Here is a 17,826-nt window from a genome sequence, read left to right on the forward strand (position 1 = left end):
GGTCGGCAGGGACGCAATAGTCGATCTCCTCTCCGATGACTTGCCGTGCTGCCGCGAAATTCTGCTCCGAAAGCGTGAAGTTTAAATTCATCGATATTCCTCCGTTGCCGCCGTCTACAATCTCGTTTCGATCATGCGGTATTCCTTGTCGCTAAGCTGATCCACGTGCGGGATGACGAACCGGTTACCGTCGACGTCGATGATCAGCAGGCGGTTCTCCGCTGCAAACTTGACGCTGCCGCTGCCGTTCCGCACCGTGAACCGGCACCGTCCGGCAGTCGTTTCAACTTCCCAATAGGAATAGCCGAACTCCTCGCTTACGGCAATCACCTTGGTAATTTCCGGCGTAAAATAACGGATCTTCAGCTGCCTTTCAATGATAGAAGCCGTGCTTTGTGGAAAATCGTCAAGATAGCGGATCAAACCGATCTCCTTGTTGTCCGCCGTTCGAATCGACAAGAAAGAGCGCTGGTTCGTATGCGGGAAGGAACAATGAACGTAAACCGGCGAGTGCACCTCGCCTTTGGTCCAGACGGACAGCAGATGGCCCGTCGTCTCCGCAAATTCCGAATTGCTCGGTGTCAAATATCGGATGCCCGCGGCATCCGCCAGCTCCATTCCCCGTTGCTCTTCAATCCTCATGCGATGATTTCCCCTTTCATTTTAAGCGCTTCATCATGTTTGCGAACAAGCTCCCGATAGATGCCCTCTCTCGCCATCAGCTGGTCATGCGTGCCCGCTTCAACGACGGCGCCCTTGTCCATCACGACCAGATAATCGGCTTGCCTTAGCGTGGACAGCCGGTGGGCGATCGCGATCGTCGTCCGTCCTTTGACGAGCGAATCGAGCGCCTCCTGGATTTGCAGCTCCGTCTCGGTATCAAGCGAAGCGGTTGCCTCGTCGAGAATGAGCACCTTCGGGTTGTGCAGCACGGCCCGCGCGATCGACAGCCGCTGTTTCTCCCCGCCGGACAAGCTGTAGCCGCCCGAGCCGATCTCCGTATCGTAGCCGTCCGGCAGCTTTTGGATGAAATCATGCGCGTTCGCGATTTTGGCCGCATGCAGAATGTCCTCCATCTGGCAATCGGGATCGGCGTACGCGATATTTTCTGCGATGGTGCCAGTAAATACATAGATATCCTGAGAGACGATGCCGATATGACGACGCAGTGAAGCAACCGAAAGCTCCTTGACATTGACGCCGTCGATCCGGATCTCTCCCGCGGTTACGTCGTACAATCGTGACACGAGATTGACCAGCGTCGACTTCCCAGCCCCTGAATGGCCGACGACGCCGATCATTTGCCCGGGTCTCGCGCGCAGGGACACCTGCTTCAAAATCGGTTTGTTCGGCTCATAGCCGAACGAAACGTTGTCGATCTCGATGTCGCCTTTCATTGTCACTAATGAAACGGCTCCGGGACGCTCTGCTACGCTAGGTACGGCGTCCTGGATCTCAAAGATACGCTGCGCAGCCGCCATGCAATTGGACCACCAGCCGATAATATTATTCATGAACTGAATCGGCCCGTACAGCATCATCATATAGTTGACGAACGTAAGCACTGAGCCAAAAGACATCCGGCCTTGCATCACGTACCAACCGCCGAACGCCCAGATCAATATTCCGCCCGCCTGCGTTAGAAAATTGAGAATCGGAAACACGGTTCCGCTCCATTTATTAAAGCGCTGCTCGGCTCCGGAGAATGCATCGTTTGCCTGCTGAAAGCGGCCGATCTCTACCTGTTCTTTACCGAATGCCTTGACGACCCGCGAGCCGCGAACCGAATCGCTGATGATCGAATTCAGAGCGCTTACCTTGCGGTGCCTCCGCCATGACAAGCGCCACAGCTTCGGGAACGCAGTCCGGACAAGCCAGAAGACCAGCGGCATCGGCAGCAGGCAGATCAGCGTAAGCCGCCAATCCATCCACAGGAGCACGGCAATGATGCCGATTATATTCATCGCATTCACGATGAAGTAGGAGAGCCCGTCGACGAAAAAATATTGCAATTCCTGTGCATCGTTGTTCACGCGAGTCATAAGATGGCCGGTCTGCCTTCGCATAAAAAAATCGAGCGACAACCGCTGTAACGAGGTAAATACCGCCGCTTTCAAATCGAAGGCAACCTTTGCCGCCAGCTTTGCGATGATGGTGCCAAACAAGATGCCGAACAACAGCGACAGCGTTCGGAATGCGAGAATGATCACGATGACCAGACCGATCCGCCCCGCAAAAGCGCCATTTCCGGCAAGCGCCTGGTCAAACAGCACGGTGCCCTGGAAATAAGGAATGACGAGACCGGTCGCCGAGTTCAGCAGCATAAACAACACGATAAAAAAGATGGACAGCCTATACTTACCTGCAAATGACAGCAAACGTGCGAATACCGCATGCCTCTTCATGCATTTCGGACAGAATGGCCTGCCTTCTTCGGGGTACATCAATCCGCATGTCGGGCATGAGGCCCCGTCCGATTTTCCGTCAATTTCGAAGGCTTCAAACGGCTCGTTGTTCTTCAATTTATCGAAGGCTTGCGCAAACCGGACGGCCTGATTCATATGACCGTTTGTGAATGCACCGATCACTCGCTCCTCCTTCTCCTTGGCAACGACCATGCCGGAAGCGACCAGATTAACGATGGTCAAGGCTTCGAGTCGTTCGAGGGGAATGCGTTCCCAAGCCCAATCGGCGGAACCCTCTTGCTCCGGCTTGCCGGCAGCTTTGCGCCGGCCGGCTGCATAACCCGAAAACGTCTTCTCCTTCGTAACCCCGCTGCCGCAAAAGATGTGGAGGTGTTTTCGGGACAATACGAGATAGCTTTCTGAAAAACCGCCGTCCGGCAGCCGGTCACACTCCATCCCGTGCAGGAGATCAGCAGCTTTTATACCGTTTTGGTCCAAAATGGACACAATGTCCTTCGGCAATAACGTCATGATTTTACCCTTTCGTTTTTGGCTGAAAGTAAAAAGCCCGGCCAAAATGGCGCAAGGCTTCCTTCAACATCAGTTATCTTTAAAAATGAGCTGGGAAAAATGATACAAATCGTTCTTCCATACGGGCCAATCGTGTCCACCGCTTTCCTCATACCAAACGTGAGGAACCCGATGCTCCGACAAATACGCGTGCGTCCGGTCGCTTATCTGCTTCAGATTGTCCTCGTCGCCGCATGACAGCCACAGCAATTTGAGCCGTGCCGACGTTTCTTCCGGATTCGGGACGAGCTGCTCCGGAGATTTCGTATTCGGAGCCGGGGAAAAAGCGCCAATCCATGCGAAGCGGTCAAGATGCTTCAAGCCGATATTCAGGGATTGCCCCCCGCCCATGGACAGCCCCGCAATCGCACGGTTTTCCCGGCCTGTCGATACCGAGTATCGCGACTCGATAAAGGGAATCAGATCGCTTAGCAGATCGATTTCGAACGTCTCGAACGCTTTTATTTTGTCCGGAGCAAACAGGTCCCCTTCCGCCCGATCATTCGGCATCGCACGGCCATTTGGAAACACGACGAACATGGGCGCGAGTTTCCCGTCCGCATATAGATTATCTAGAATCGTCTGCGGATCGCCATGACGGTGCCATTCCGATTCATCACCTCCGATGCCATGCAGCAAATAAAGAACGTTGTACACGTTGTCTTCCGCATATCCCGGAGGCGTGTAAATCATCGCCTTTCGATCATTGCCTACCGTTTCGGATGCATATTCCACCGTTTCGATTTTCCCCCTGGCGATCTCCCGCGGAACGTCGTATCCAGCCGGTGCCGTCTCCTTCATCTTCCTCTCCCCTTCATCTTTTTGATTGAGCACCGCTTGATGTCCAATCAAGCTTACCCATGGAGCGTGAAGCTATCTAATGCAATTCTATGGGACGTAACCGAAGCCCAGGATCGTAAATCGCTTATCCTCGTGGCCTTCCGCCATCTGGATCTCTACTTCATGTTCTCCTGACTTCGACTCATTGTACAAAATCACGGCGCTGCAATGCGTCCAATTGACTTCATGCGGATCGGCGGTCTTCTTCAGCTTCCCGTCTACCCATATCTTCGCGGTCCCGAATGCCCGGCTTCCCGAATCTTTATAAACAAGGATAAGACGCTTGCTCCGGATAGTCATCTTAAAGCTGTGCTCGCCGGAATCGGCCGTGTGCATCCAGTTGTGCGGAAATTGCGGCGTCCCGTATGCATGATCGTCCAGCTCCGCCATTTGCAGATCCGAGTCGGTGTCCGAAAAACCGCCAGGATCAATGCGGGCGATGCGATCGCCATTCCTGCGATCGAGCAGCTTCGTTAAAGCGAAGTCATTTCCGATCAGCGGAGGCTGTTCATCCGTCAGGTCCTCCTCGTCGAGGGAGGAACGATCGGTTACTTCGAATAACCAGTCCAAACAATCGGCCATCACCCGATGGCCAGCATTGGTTGGATGATAAATGTCGTAGAAAAACTGTCTTTTCGTAATCACGTTCCCTTGCTCCTTGGTCCATCGGAACTGCTCCGTGACCGCATCCTTCACGCTGACCATCGGAAGATTGTAATGCCAACCGACCGGGGCCAGACGGTCTTGAAGATTCCAGTCGTTCACGAATACGCTGAACAGCAAAATCACCGCGGGTTTGTGATCGGCGCAAAGAGCCTTGAGTACCAGGCTCTCGTAACAATTTCCTTTCGTTTCGTCGCCTGCGTCGTTGACGGCAAACTCAACGATCACGATATCCGGCCGTACCTCCCCTTCTCGAAGCACATCCCGATCATAGCGGACGATGCCGAGCTCAGACGGCGTACCGCCTACGCCAGCTTTGACAAGACGAATCGGGCTGTCGCCGGCGGGTGCAAACCTTCGCTTGAACAGGTCATAGGATTGGTATGCGTAGCATTGGGAATGGAGGGGGACAGCGCCGGCCCCTTGGGTAATGGAACCGCCGATGTAGGCGATGGTTACGGGCTCGCCCCGCTTCGCTTTTTCGATTGCCGCCTTTAATCGTTTGTTATGACCCGGGCTTATGAGCGATTTCTTAATCATGTCTTGATATGCTTGTGATTCCACATCGACCGGGGGGTCGACTGCAGCCTCGGGGATTTGGTAACCGTCACGAAGATAGAATACGATGCTGACCGTTGCCAACACGCCCTCTCGTTCAAACTCGAAGACGAATTTGCCTGGAACATCGTCATCCGGATATCGATCTTCGTCGTTATCCAGAACCATGAGCGTTTCCTTGCCGTTCGCTGGACAGGTTATACTCTGCCGGGATCCCGTTTCGTATGGATTCGCATTTCCGCAATTCCAAAATGTGAACAGAACGCTCGATACGTCCCGTTCATGCGCATGAACGGATATTCCGATACTGTCCACCAGCCGGCGAAGACCCCTGCTGCTCTTTAGCAGCTCAAGAATGGCTTCATCCGTCACACCCCCGGTAAATCGGGCTTTATCGACGAGCTGACTCCCGTCCAGGTATATCTCTTGCGTGTACTTCCCATCGGGACGAGTCGTCGCTTCGATGATCGCCTCATACAGGATGTACAGTCCGCGGCGTTTGACTGCAGGATCCTGCGGTGCCACTGGACCTTCCGTTTCATTTCCCGCTGGCGTGAAATGGCCTGCCATCGTTCTTCATCCTCCTCACCTTGCCGCTCTCCACCTGTACGGCAGCGTCAATTTACGTTGATCAACTGCCATTGCTGATGCAAGTCCCCTCGATAAGGATTCTGCTGGAGCTTCGCTCCGTCCGCGGACGAACCATCCGCCACTTCGACGGCTTTATTGCTGTTCGCGTTAAGGATGCTCCAGTATCCGTTGCTTAGCTTGATCAGACGGAATCGCTGTGCTTGATTCCCATAATCCTGCATGAGCTGTATTGCTTCCCCGTTGTTTGTGGAACCGTTTCTAACATCCATCACCTTGCCGTCGCTCGAACTGACGCTGCGAAGCCGGTATACATTGTTGTATGCTCCCATATCGTCCGCAACCCATCGCTGGGCCGTGGCGTTATTGTCCGACCATTGCTGCAGCTGCAGCGAATTGCTGTTTTGTCCGCCCGGGACGTCGATCACCTTCCCTGAGGCACGGTTCACGATTTTATAGGTTTCTCCCGATAAAATACCGTTCCATATGCCGTTCCATGGATGAAGCTGCGCACGTTCGTAATACCATTCGAAGATGAAGCGGGCCATGCCGTCCCGTGCCGGATCGCCGTCGAAGAGCAGCCCTGCCGTCGGATCGGCAAACGTGCTTCTTGCCCCCGGCTGCAGAAGAAAACCGTTCATGTGGACCGCGATGCTGACGTTCCCGGCTGCCGTAAATATGGCCTTGGTGTTTTTGCCGAAGCCTTCATTCGAGCCGTTGAACAGCTCCCAGTACTCCGAGTCTCCCGGCAGCCGTTTGAACCAGGTCGTTTCCGTAATATTGATCGGATAGTTGTCCGCGCAGGGCTTAATGTTGGTATCCCATTGCTGCTGGAGTATCGAGCCGTTATCCTTTGCTCCGTAGCCCGGGTACCAATGCACGGCATATCCGATGTTGTTCAGCGGATCGGTTAGCGGACGCGTGGCGCATAACTGATAATATTGATCCCATCCAAGGCCGGCGGCCCATATCACGTTATCTGCCCCTTGACTGCGGATCGTGGAAATGATGGAATTTTGAAAATTGCGCAGCGAGTCCCAAAACGCCGGAAATTCGGGGTCGGACGGATGTCCTCCCCAGCGACCGTTCGCATAAGACAGCACCGGTTCATTGATGATCTCGAACATGACGTTGTCCGCGCTTTTGATCGCAGGCTGTGCCGCAAGATATCCCCAGATTTGATTAAATTTCTCGAGATTGGCTTGCGTCGTTGCCTGATTATCCTGGAGCGTGAAGTCGAGGCCTAGCGTAACGTAGATTCCCTTGGTCTTTGCATACTGGATATAAGGCACCACGACGTTCTGCGTAAAGGACTGGAGACCGGCAAAATTATACGTTCCGGCCGCCACGTCGCCCATGTCTTCACGGTCGATAAAGAGCCTGACCTGGTTCATATACCAGCCGTGACTGTTGCCGTACTTCGGAGAGGTATCGGAAAATGTGTCGGTAATATCCTTTAAATACGCCAAAATGGCAGCATGGCGATTCCCTCCGCTACGGTTCAGGTAGTAATCGCTTCCCTGATACGTCCAGTACGAGCCCCCGGGCTGGTGCCACCCGCTGAGGACAACGGGCTGCCCCTCGCTGTTTACCAGCTGGTTGCCGCTGACGCGAAGCTTGGACATCGGCATGCCCGACCATGCGTCGGCTGCGCCATTATGGATGCCCAGCGTAGCTGGCAGCAGGAGCAGCGCGGCCAATAACAGCTTGAGCGTCAATCCTGTTCTTTTCATACATCGATCAACTCCTCTCCACTTCGGTTACGCGCTCTAACGCTCGGCTTTTTCGTAACGAAAATAATCGAAGTCGGCATGGCCGCCGGTTTGCCTGGTCGCATAATAATAAAGCCCGATGCGATAACCCATAAAGTGATCCAAGGTATACCGCATGTTCAGCTCACCGCCGATCTGCATCCATTCGGCCCCATCGACAGAATAATGAAAGGAGGCCACATCTTTGCTGTTCTCAAAATCAAAATCAATTCTCAAATGCACTTCACTGCCGCGATACCGAACCGTTTCCAGCTCCTTCTCCCTGCCGCTCCCATCGTTCACGCTCATCGCTATGAACTTGTGGCCGTTCTCCGCGACCTTGACGCCGACGGTGCCGAAATGGCTTTGCAGGGCAACAAGCCCTGCATGATCGCCGGGCTTCATATGCTCCGTGTCCAATAAGACAGTCCCCGTGCATGCCGGCCCTTCCGTGCGCTGCGTCAGCGTATTCCGGGCCTGCAGCACGCCAGCCGGTGCCAGGCTTCCTGTTGTCAGCCTTAGGAAACCGGGACGTTCGGTCACGGACCATAACCGATGATCCGGGTTGTGGTTCCATTGCCAATTCAGAGCCAGCTTATTCGATTCGTATTCGAATTCATCGCTGATCACGAGCGGCTTCACAACGGCTTGCGGCAAGTCGACCTCAAACCGTTCCGGCACCTTGCCTTCGATGCCGAACACGGGCCAATCCTCCTCCCAGGCTACCGGGACCAGGCAAGGGATTCTCCCGACGGCATCATGATCCTGGAACAGCATCGCGTACCACTTGCCATCCGGCGTATCGAACATCCCGCCTTGGGCGATTCCCTTGTTATGGTAGCCGAGATCATCATCCAATACGATTCTTCGTTCATAAGGGCCGAGTAGTTCCCGTGACCGGTAACAGATTTGTCTGCGCCGGCCGTTGCCGAAACCTGCCTTCGGCCATTCAATGAACAGTAAATAATAGTAACCGTTGATTCGATAGGCATGGCAGCCTTCGCAGCGCAATCCGATGCCCTCCGTTTCCGTTTCAAAGAGCCGCTGATGAATTCCGTCCGACTTAAGGGCCGCTGCATCGGCAGTCAGCTCGGTAATGTAAATATCCCCGTTGCCGTAGATCACGAACACCCGGTCATCATCAAAAAGCAGGCCCGGATCATGCCGTAGTCCATCGATGACGGAACGCTGCCACGGCCCCTGAACGATATTATCTGTGCGGTACACGTAAAATTTCCTGGTATCGTTGCTGGAGAAGCAAACATAGAATGTCCCCCGGTGATGGCGCAGGCTTGCCGCCCAAGAGCCTTGCCCGTAGATATTCTTGCCGCCTTCCAAACGATGGGCCTCGTTGTCTTCGAACGTATCGTATACGTAACTAACGACTTCCCAATGCATCAGATCCTCGGACCTCATGATCGGGCAGCCCGGCATCGAATGCATGCTCGTACTGACCATATAATAGGCGTTCCCTACACGGATGGCATCCACATCCGGCACGTCCGCCCAAATGATCGGATTCGTGACCTGCGTCTTGTTCATCTGATGGATTCCCCTTTCAACCTATGGCGACAGCCGAAATACGACTTACGAACGTATCTCTTGGAATGTTCTTTCGGGATTGGCTTCCTTCAACAGGTTCCAATAGGATTCCTTCGGAAGATGGTTCTCGTCGAAGACGAACGGCCAATTTTTGCGGCCCCTTACCGGAAAATGATCCAGCCAGGTATAATCGTCCGCCGCTCCCCAGAAGGTCACGGAAGTGACGCTGCCGCTGTACTCTTTAAGCAGACGGAACAATTGACCGTAACGCTCCGCCTGGCGCTCAAGCATTTCTTCGGTCGGCGCCGCCAGATCGGTCCGCTTATCCTCATGCGCGAATACGGATACGTCAAGCTCCGTGATATGCAGCATCATCCCAAGGCTTGCATATCTTTCGATTGCCCTGCGGATATCGTCAAGCGCTGGAAACTCCAAATTCCAGTGGGCCTGAAGCCCGACGCCGTGAATCGGCACATCCTGCTCCTTTAACGATTTAAGGAGCGTGTAAATCTTCTCCCGCTTCTCGGGCACGGATTCGTTGTAATCGTTATAAAACAGCAGCGCTTGCGGATCAGCCTCGTGCGCGTATTCGAATGCCTTGGCGATAAAATCCTCCCCGATCGACGCAAGCCACGGGGAGGAACGAAGCAGATCGCTTCCACTGTCGGCAATGGCTTCGTTTACGACATCCCAAGCATAGATATCTCCGCGATAACGGCCAACGACCTCATCGATGTGCGATTTCATCCGAGCGAGCAGCAGTTCGCGGCCGGCTGTCCCACCGGAACTGTCTTGAAACACCCATTCCGGCGTCTGATTATGCCATACAAGGGTATGTCCTCTCACCGACATTCCGTTCGATTTGGCAAACGATACGATCTGGTCGGCTTGCTCGAATGTATACACCTCTTCCGATGGGTGCAATCGCTCGAATTTCATTTCATTTTCTGCCGTAACGCTGTTGAAGTGGTGTGACAACAATTCCTTTTGGGTCACCATCGTAATTGGATTCACGGCAGCGCCGATCTTGAAACTATTGCCGTAAGCTTCATGGAGCTTGGGCAGCCTTTCCATGCTTCTTCTCACCACTCGGTCTCTCCTTATCAACGTTATTTCGTAAGCGACTTAAAGCTGTGGGCATTAAATCCATAAATGTTAGCCCGGCTATACGGAGACGTCCGTTTATCACTCCGTCCTAGCCGCCTTAACAACGGCCCAAAACGCCGGTTTGGGCTGATGCTGTCGGTCGAACAGCAAAGGCGCATTGGTACGTGCGACCGGAAAACCATGAAGCCAGGTATGGTCGTCGGCGATGCCCCAAAAAACGACGCCGCTAAGGATGTCCTTGTTTTGACGGAATGCTTTGAATAGCTCGCCATACCGATCGGCTTGCAGGTTCAGGATTTCTTGCGGGAGATCTTGGCCGTAATCACTGCGGTCATTCCACGCATAAATGCTCATATCGAGCTCGGTGACGAGATTGTCGAGGCCCAGCTCCGCGAATTTTCGCATCGAGGCGATGATGGAATCCACCGATGGACCATAAATGTCAATATGCGTCTGATGTCCAACCCCGTCGATCGGAACACCTTGCTCCAGCAAATCTTTCACCAGCTGAAACAAAAGGTCCCTTTTCACAGGGTTATCCGTGCCGTAATCGTTAATATATAGCTTTGCTTCGGGTCCTCCGGCTTCCCGAGCAGCTCGAAATGCCGTTGCGATGTAATCGGTACCGGCTATTTTATACCATTCGCTCGCGCGCATTCCGTCCGGATCCCCCGGTTCAATGACTTCATTCACTACGTCCCAAGACGTAATGTCGTCCTTATATCGGCCGACGATCGTCCTTACGTGGGTATCCAGGCGTTCAAGCAGCAATTTTTTGTTCGCTTCCTGTCGCTTGGGATCTGTCTCATCCACCATCGGCTTGCCTTCCGCATCTTGGAAAAACCATGCCCCGACTTGGGTATGCCAGACCAGCGTATGGAAACGGACCTGCATGTTGTTCTCCTTGGCAAATTCCACGATCCGGTCGGCATTTGTCCATATAAATTGGCCTTCCGACGGCTTGATCGCATCCGGCTTCATGACGTTCTCCGCCACCAGCCAGCGGACATGCTTCTTCAGCAATTCCGATGAAGGACCGCTCGTCTGGTTCGGTTCGATTGCGGCGCCGATCGGAAAATCCTCCTCAAAGAGTTCATGCAGCGAGGGAATATCTTGCGCTAAGGACTGTTGTGTCTTCGACTCAGTTGACGCAGTTTGATTAGTGCCGGCAGGGGGTTCGGCATTCGGTTTTCCGTTCGACGCATCGGAATCCCCTGTTAGCTCCGCTGCTCCTTCCCCCGGTTTTCCTGGGGGCTGACTTTCGGCGGGGGGCTCGTCACGGCTGCCCATTTGGGGCAGGATTAACAGGACGACGACGGACGCTGCTACCACAGCTGCCACTGCCGTTGCCGCCCATCGGCCGCGTTTAGGCATTCGAAGCAATGCATGACCTCCTTTCCACTTCGAGCAAGTGATAGGGATCCCGCTATGGGACCCGGCCCGAATAAATCATAACTCCATATTAGCGCTTACATTTTATTGAAACAACCTGCCAAATTTGGGATCGTTCACCCGTCCAATCTCGGGTTGCCAATGTTTCTTCCGCGTACACAGGCCCCTTATATTTCTGTAAGAAGTAAATATCGGTTAGAAATATAAAAATCGGCACATTGTGATTCGGGTTTCCGTTCCCCATAATGTTATCAAACCGTATGAAAGCGTTATTACAACGAAGTTGGGGGGAAGCTTTTGTGCACGATGTTCTGTTTGTTGATCTGGAATCCCATGATGAAGCAACACCGGGAATCCGGCCGGATTGGAATGAGTTGAGATGCTCGCGGCTCCGCTGCGTCAGGTCCTCCTCGTCCGCCATGCAATTCATTGCTTTGGAGCCATACACCTTGGTGATTATCCATGCGCTCGGTTCAGATTCCGAAGGTATGGAGTTATGCGCAAACATCCGGTCCGTAAGCCAGGTTCCCATCATTGTTACCGGAGGCAGCACGGATTTTTATTGGACCCGGAAAGCCTTGCAGCTGCAAGTTCATGATTATCTGCCTGCACCGTTCACGGTCGAAGAGCTCAACACTTGCTTGCGGATGATCTCGCCGGCAACCCATTCCGGTGACGGGCATCCAGATAATAGATTGTCCCATGTCCATGCGGAAAAGGAGGATCAGGTCATTCAAGAGGTCAAGGAATACTTGAAGGATTCGATGTACCAAAACATCACCTTAAAAGAAATTGCCGAGCGGATGCATTTCAACTATTCCTACTTGGTGCAGAAGTTCAAGTTCCACGAGAAAATGACGTTTAACGAATATCTGCTGCAGCAGCGAATGGAGAAAGCGAAATTCTTGCTGACGCATACCGACATGAAGATATACGAAATCGCTGACGCGGTGGGTTACAACGATATGGACTGGTTCTATAAAAAATTCAAGACTTATGCTGGCGTAAGCGCTAACATGTATAGAAAATTGCATGGATCCCGTACGGTTCCCGTTGCCTCTGGCCAGCACTAACTTGTACGTACATTTTTACCTGATGCACCTAAAAAGGCGCTGCTTGATACGCGAGCGCCTTTTTAGCTTGCCATCGTCACATTATGAATGGACGGGCTGTATATATGCCGTCACAACTCGAATTGCCATGCTTCAAAATCAAATAACTTCTGATCCTGCTTTCCGGTAAATACGAAGTAAAGATGATGGATGCCGGATGCGCCTGAAACTTCAATGGATATTTCCTGACGCTGCTTCACACCGGATGCTGGCGGTACGTTCACTGTGCCGATCCGTTCTCCTTCCGGATGATCCAGCCGAAGCTCCAGGCTTCCTCCTCCTTCCACTCCCGAGACCCAAGCCGTGAACGCGGATGCTCCTTTTCCGAAATCAACATTGGCCACTGCGATCCAATCCCGGTCGTGGATGTCCGTGACCGTCAATATCGGGCTGTCCTGCGAGTCTTCAGCAGCAGTAGACGGATTGACTTGAATTCCGGCATTCCATGCCATCGTTACTGCCTCCGTTCGCTGGAAGGGATTGTGCGGCTGGACCCCCTTCACGCCTTCCATGTCAGCGTCTATCTCCCGGATGCTACCGTCCGTCTCGAAATAAACGCGGTTCAGATGGGTTGAGCGATAGCCTTTCGGAACTCCCATGGATTTTGACAACGTTTGGGCGTGATAGGCAATATACCAGTTCTGTTGGAACTGAAAGATGGCGTGATGATTATTCCCTCCGACCCCGAAGAAATGCCCGGGATTTTTCAAAATGGTCCCTTGATACGTCCATGGGCCCATCGGATGCTCACTGACCATATAGGCGATTTCGCCAGGAGGCGGACTGTTCTCCGGCCGCGTTCCTTCCGAGAAATTGGAGCAGTACGTATAGTAATACTTTCCGTCAAATTTGTTAATCCCTGAATCCTCGAACATATAAGGAGCCGGAATCGTGACGGCTTCGCCAAGCACGCTGATCATATCGTCGCCAAGCTGCATGACGCGAGCCGTATTCGGCATTTCGGCTTCGCCTTCCGGAATGCCGCCGCCAAAGTAGATATAAGCTTTCCCGTCGTCGTCAACGAGCACGGCGGGATCAAACAGCCACGTGACACCTTCCACGCCCGGCGTGTTTCTTGTGATCAGCGGCTTTCCGATCGGATCCGTCCACGGGCCAACAGGGCTGTCGCTCGTCAGCACTCCGATGCCGCTGGCATTGTTGGCAAAATACAAGAAGAAGCGGTTCTCGCCGTCAATCACCTTGTGCGCGGCTGCTGGCGCCCACGATTGCGTTGCCCATGTGGCAGCGCCGGTCGGTCCTGCGACCTGGATTGCTCCGTGATCGGTCCAGTTGACCAGGTCCGAGGAAGAGATGACGGACAGCTTGTTGATCGTGCTGTAGCTGTTGTCCTTGACATCCCCGTCACCGTCATACTCCAATGCGTCGTACGTGTTATATAAATAAACACGTCCGTCAACTGCCAGCGCATAGGGATCCGCGCCGAATTTATGGGAGACGACCGGATTCCCGTTCGGCGGAATCTTACCGATTGCGGCCGCAGCCTCCCCGCGGGTACTGTCCGCATCCCGGCTCGCAACATTGCCGCTGCTTACCTGGTCCCTCATTTCAATTCCTGTTTTGCCGGCTTTCATTTCATCACTCATCTTGTCACTCAGCTCCTGGTTAAACATTTTTGGATCGTCTTGGCCACGACTCGCTAGGTTTGCAAAAACAACGATTATGCAAACGAAAGCAAATACGGTAGATATGACCAGTAACGGCTTTCCGGGCTTCATCCCTGAACACGCCCTCCTTCATCGTTACTTGGTGACCTGTCATTCCGATCTGGTCAGTCCCAATGCGGGTCGACATGAACGGAATTGTTCGTAAAAAGTGTACCTTTTGGTAAGCAAGACAACAACCGGACATTCCATCTGAAAACACCGGGCAAATGATAGGTCGCCTGCTTATTTTACAAGATGGTCCCTGTACTCCTGCGGCGTTAAACCCGTCGCCTTTTTGAAGAAGCGGGTGAAGGAATGGGCGGCATCGTATCCGACTAGAGGCGCCACGTCCCTTACCTTCAAATCCCCTTCCTTAAGCAGCTCCTTTGCTCTCCGTATTCGGCACTTTTCGATATATTCCGAAAGATTGATTCCCCGTTCCTGCTTGAACAAACGCGAGAGATAGGAGGGATTAAAAAAATAGCGTTCGGCTAGATGCACAAGGGTGATGTCCTTATCCAGATGCTCCTCGATATACTGGCATACCCGATCAATGACATGCGCCGTTTTGCCTCGTTCATCCATGCGCTTGAAATCGAATATATCTTCGGCCGTTCGCCTCAAATAACGAAAAGCTTCCTTCATGGAATCATGACCTTCCAAGTCCAGCAGCTTCCCCCGTTCACCGGTGGGGTCTTGAAGCCCAAGCCGGGTCAGCTTCGCATACAGCACGACAGCGATAGAATAATAGGCTTGTGCAGCATGCTGATGATGATCGTCTCCGTTCAGCACGAATTCCGACAATTGCTCCAATTCACTCATGAATTCGCTCTCCCTTCCGGCCTCCAAATGGGCTTCCAAGACGCCTGCCTTATGGCTCGTCTCCACTCCTTCCTTGCAGTGAGACGCCTGGGAAGAGTCGACTTGATCCTTCAGGATCATCGGAATGCCGTCGCCCATCTTTAACTGCTGGAGTCTCCGCAGCCTTTCATATTGAGGGGTTACATCCTCCCACCGGCAGGGGAAGCCGCTTATGGTGAACGATACGGCAAGTCCCAGAGAATCCAGGCAGGCTTCCTGGATCAGTTCAAGCGTCCCTTCCAAATAAAGAACAAGACGATCACCGGATGGATTCTCGGACCGCGGCTGAAGCATCCATAATAAATCCCCATGTTTGTCCAGGACTCCGATGCTTCGGACATGCTCATCCATAAAAGAATTCCAAATCAGCCTTACCGAGCGATGGCTGTTTTTCTTTTCTGCATACGCTTTGCCTGCTGAATATGCTACGCGGCCAAGGGCCAGCAGCACAGGGAGTTTCGGATCCAATCCGATGTTCAAGGTCCGGAAATCGCTCAGCATGGCTTCCTTGTCCTGTCCAAGCAGGCTGCTGTCCGCGACGAATTGCCGGAAGTATTCTCCCTGCTCCATCCATTCCAGCGCTTCGATCTGCACGCGGGACTGCATGAGCCATTCATTCATGCGATTGCCGCTCTCGATTTCATGAATGACTTCCTTCACGACCTCCATGACCTTATCGAAGCCTTCCGTCTTCAACAAATAGCGGACATTGGGCATCTGAATCGCTTGATAGGCGTAATCGAAATCGCTGTAACCGGTCAGAAAGATAATTCTGCACCTTGGCCAGAGAGCCCGGATGCTCTCCGTCAATTCCAATCCGCTCATGCCCGGCATGCGTATGTCCGTCAGGACGATGTCGATTCTTGTTCGCGACATCCAATTCAGCGCTTCCTTGCCGGAGTATGCCCGGCAAACGTCAAGCTTCTCGGGCATCCACTGATGAAATACTTCGTACAAACTGTTCGTAATAATCTCTTCATCGTCGACGACCAGCAGTCTATACATGTTCATTCCCCTCCGTCAGCCTGATTCGAATTTGGACTCGCAGTCCATTCAATAGACTCCTTGAAAGGACCAATCCGCTGCTTTCCCCGTACGTCAGGGCAATTCGCCGATGGATGTTGATAAGCCCCGTCACTTCAGGGGATTCGGCGGATTCGGCTGTGCGTTCAAGCCGCTTATTTAGCATTTCAATATCGTTATCCGTCAGCCCGTTCCCGTTCTCTTCAATCACGATGGAAGCTTCTTGGTCATCCAGATGAAACGACACACGCAGCAAGCCTTCATCCTGCATCTTTTCGAGGCTGTGCTCGTAGGCATTTTCGATAATGGGCTGAATGATCAATCGCGGTACTTTGATCGCCTCCATTTCCTTCGGCAGCTCGCCGAATTCTACGCGAATTCGCCTTGAAAATCTGAGCTTTTGAATCTCGGTATAAATGCGGGAATGCCTCGTTTCTTCCAGCAATGGAACGTTGTCCGCATCATTGCGGGTAATGAATCGAAAGTATTCTCCCAGCATGTTCGTGAACAACTCGATTTGCGTGACATCCCCCGTTTTGGCCAGGGAGCTCAGAATGAAGAAGCTATTATATAAAAAGTGGGGATTGATCTGGGATTGGAGCTGTTTCAGCTCTGCCCTTTGCATCATGAGCTTGTGCCTGAAATCCTGGTCAATCAGATGCTGCAGCTTGATGAGCATCTGATTAAATCGATCGTACAAATAGCCGAACTCGTCCCTTTGTCCGTGCTTGATCCGGATATTAAACATGCCATCCTCCATTTTTCTGAAGCTCTGGACTAGCAGAAGCAGCGGTTTATGAACCAATTTGTACGTCGAAACCGCATAGATGGCAATCGCCAAGAGGGTCGTGCCTGCAAACAGCCATGCCCAGACATAAAATTTACTTAACGGCCGTTTCACCGCCTCAGTGGGCAAGTACGTGAACACGGATAGGTCCAGCTTGTCGGAATACGCCTTGTCGATCAAATACCTGCCTGTGCCGATATTCAGAATTTGACGATTCGCATGTTGGATGGCCTGCACGGCCTCTTTCATGAATCGATCCGCCTCCTCATGGCTGGCCAGGGCAAAGCCGGACGGCTCGGAGACGATAAAAGCCCCGCTTTCCGGATATACGCTGATTTGCATCAGGGATTCCCTGAGTTTGCTCGCATCCAGTTCGATCTGAACGATCAGAAGCGGCTCTTCCCCTTTTCGAGCTCCGTATTTGGCCGCCACAAGATGGAAAGTATCGTCGATCTGCAAGAGTCTTTGATTGCCGTTCGCCTCTCCTGCAAAGACATGGTTATACCGTCTCGAGTCGAATGCATTCATCGCGGTCATGGCCGAAATCGTTTTATCCATGCTGCGGATATGAATGAATACGTCTTTTATGTAGACACTGCTGTTTTTGATGGAGACCAGCCGCGGCAGCAAATAATGCAGGCTTGCTTTTCTTTCGACCGTGCTCATCATATCCCATGTCAGCACCATTTTGTTCAGTTCCTCATCCTGCAAAATATCGTATTGCTGGATTTCCAGCCATTCGATTTCCCGGTTCAACCCGTCCAGGTAAGCCGAAAGCTGCGCCTGCGAATTTTTGGATACTTCCTGGCTAGCGTATTGGTAACTCCAGTTATACAGATAAACACCGAGAATGATAAGCGGAAGAATGACGAAGAGATAGGTAGCGACCAGTCGAATAAAAATGGTATTACGAATGGAATTCACGGGTAACTTAAGCAATTAAACTCCTCCGATGTGTGTGAA

12 protein-coding genes are annotated in these 17,826 nt (G+C 52.6%); 1 reads left to right on the forward strand and 11 read right to left on the reverse strand.

Annotated elements, in window-relative coordinates; all coding sequences use genetic code 11:
- Positions 1-114 precede the first annotated feature (114 nt).
- From ACPV3A_RS31755 to ACPV3A_RS31790, 8 genes are all read right to left on the reverse strand, one after another.
- Complete coding sequence (locus tag ACPV3A_RS31755) at positions 115-642, reverse strand: DUF1854 domain-containing protein (RefSeq protein WP_426203704.1); 528 nt, start codon at positions 640-642, stop codon at positions 115-117.
- Positions 639-2,936, reverse strand: coding sequence for an ABC transporter ATP-binding protein (locus ACPV3A_RS31760; protein ID WP_426203707.1), 2,298 nt, complete (start codon positions 2,934-2,936; stop codon positions 639-641). Before ACPV3A_RS31760 ends, ACPV3A_RS31755 begins: the two co-directional genes overlap by 4 nt.
- A 69-nt stretch (positions 2,937-3,005) precedes the next feature.
- Positions 3,006-3,776 (reverse strand): alpha/beta hydrolase, encoded by a 771-nt coding sequence (locus ACPV3A_RS31765; protein ID WP_426203710.1) that lies wholly within the window; start codon positions 3,774-3,776, stop codon positions 3,006-3,008.
- An 87-nt stretch (positions 3,777-3,863) separates the two neighbouring features.
- Complete coding sequence (locus ACPV3A_RS31770) at positions 3,864-5,606, reverse strand: SGNH/GDSL hydrolase family protein (protein ID WP_426203713.1); 1,743 nt, start codon at positions 5,604-5,606, stop codon at positions 3,864-3,866.
- A gap of 47 nt (positions 5,607-5,653) precedes the next feature.
- Positions 5,654-7,357, reverse strand: a complete 1,704-nt coding sequence (locus ACPV3A_RS31775; protein WP_426203715.1) for an RICIN domain-containing protein — start codon at positions 7,355-7,357, stop codon at positions 5,654-5,656.
- 36 nt (positions 7,358-7,393) lie between these two features.
- Positions 7,394-8,917 (reverse strand): glycoside hydrolase family 43 protein, encoded by a 1,524-nt coding sequence (locus ACPV3A_RS31780; RefSeq protein ID WP_426203718.1) that lies wholly within the window; start codon positions 8,915-8,917, stop codon positions 7,394-7,396.
- A gap of 45 nt (positions 8,918-8,962) precedes the next feature.
- Positions 8,963-9,991, reverse strand: a complete 1,029-nt coding sequence (locus tag ACPV3A_RS31785) for an endo-1,4-beta-xylanase (protein WP_426203745.1) — start codon at positions 9,989-9,991, stop codon at positions 8,963-8,965.
- A 111-nt stretch (positions 9,992-10,102) separates the two neighbouring features.
- Complete coding sequence (locus tag ACPV3A_RS31790) at positions 10,103-11,407, reverse strand: endo-1,4-beta-xylanase (protein WP_426203721.1); 1,305 nt, start codon at positions 11,405-11,407, stop codon at positions 10,103-10,105.
- A 308-nt stretch (positions 11,408-11,715) separates the two neighbouring features.
- Here ACPV3A_RS31790 and ACPV3A_RS31795 point away from each other — a divergent pair, with 308 nt between their 5' ends.
- Positions 11,716-12,489 (forward strand): helix-turn-helix domain-containing protein, encoded by a 774-nt coding sequence (locus ACPV3A_RS31795; RefSeq protein ID WP_426203723.1) that lies wholly within the window; start codon positions 11,716-11,718, stop codon positions 12,487-12,489.
- Between the two features lie 110 nt (positions 12,490-12,599).
- Here ACPV3A_RS31795 and ACPV3A_RS31800 read toward each other — a convergent pair whose 3' ends face one another.
- From ACPV3A_RS31800 to ACPV3A_RS31810, 3 genes are all read right to left on the reverse strand, one after another.
- Positions 12,600-14,264 carry a glycoside hydrolase family 43 protein gene (locus ACPV3A_RS31800; RefSeq protein ID WP_426203725.1) on the reverse strand — a complete coding sequence of 555 codons (1,665 nt, stop codon included), beginning with the start codon at positions 14,262-14,264 and terminating at the stop codon, positions 12,600-12,602.
- 171 nt (positions 14,265-14,435) lie between these two features.
- Complete coding sequence (locus tag ACPV3A_RS31805) at positions 14,436-16,058, reverse strand: response regulator transcription factor (protein ID WP_426203727.1); 1,623 nt, start codon at positions 16,056-16,058, stop codon at positions 14,436-14,438.
- A complete protein-coding gene (locus ACPV3A_RS31810) occupies positions 16,051-17,802 on the reverse strand; it encodes a sensor histidine kinase (RefSeq protein WP_387729051.1) in 1,752 nt (583 codons plus the stop codon). Before ACPV3A_RS31810 ends, ACPV3A_RS31805 begins: the two co-directional genes overlap by 8 nt.
- Positions 17,803-17,826 lie beyond the last annotated feature (24 nt).

It is taken from the genome of Paenibacillus sp. Dod16, assembly GCF_049893405.1.
GTDB lineage: Bacteria > Bacillota > Bacilli > Paenibacillales > Paenibacillaceae > Paenibacillus_AQ.

Coding starts and splice junctions, on each gene's coding strand:
- ACPV3A_RS31755 (WP_426203704.1), bottom strand. CDS start 642: ATGAGGATTGAAGAGCAACGGGGAATGGAGCTGGCGGATGCCGCGGGC.
- ACPV3A_RS31760 (WP_426203707.1), bottom strand. CDS start 2,936: ATGACGTTATTGCCGAAGGACATTGTGTCCATTTTGGACCAAAACGGT.
- ACPV3A_RS31765 (WP_426203710.1), bottom strand. CDS start 3,776: ATGAAGGAGACGGCACCGGCTGGATACGACGTTCCGCGGGAGATCGCC.
- ACPV3A_RS31770 (WP_426203713.1), bottom strand. CDS start 5,606: ATGGCAGGCCATTTCACGCCAGCGGGAAATGAAACGGAAGGTCCAGTG.
- ACPV3A_RS31775 (WP_426203715.1), bottom strand. CDS start 7,357: ATGAAAAGAACAGGATTGACGCTCAAGCTGTTATTGGCCGCGCTGCTC.
- ACPV3A_RS31780 (WP_426203718.1), bottom strand. CDS start 8,917: ATGAACAAGACGCAGGTCACGAATCCGATCATTTGGGCGGACGTGCCG.
- ACPV3A_RS31785 (WP_426203745.1), bottom strand. CDS start 9,991: ATGGAAAGGCTGCCCAAGCTCCATGAAGCTTACGGCAATAGTTTCAAG.
- ACPV3A_RS31800 (WP_426203725.1), bottom strand. CDS start 14,264: ATGAAGCCCGGAAAGCCGTTACTGGTCATATCTACCGTATTTGCTTTC.
- ACPV3A_RS31805 (WP_426203727.1), bottom strand. CDS start 16,058: ATGTATAGACTGCTGGTCGTCGACGATGAAGAGATTATTACGAACAGT.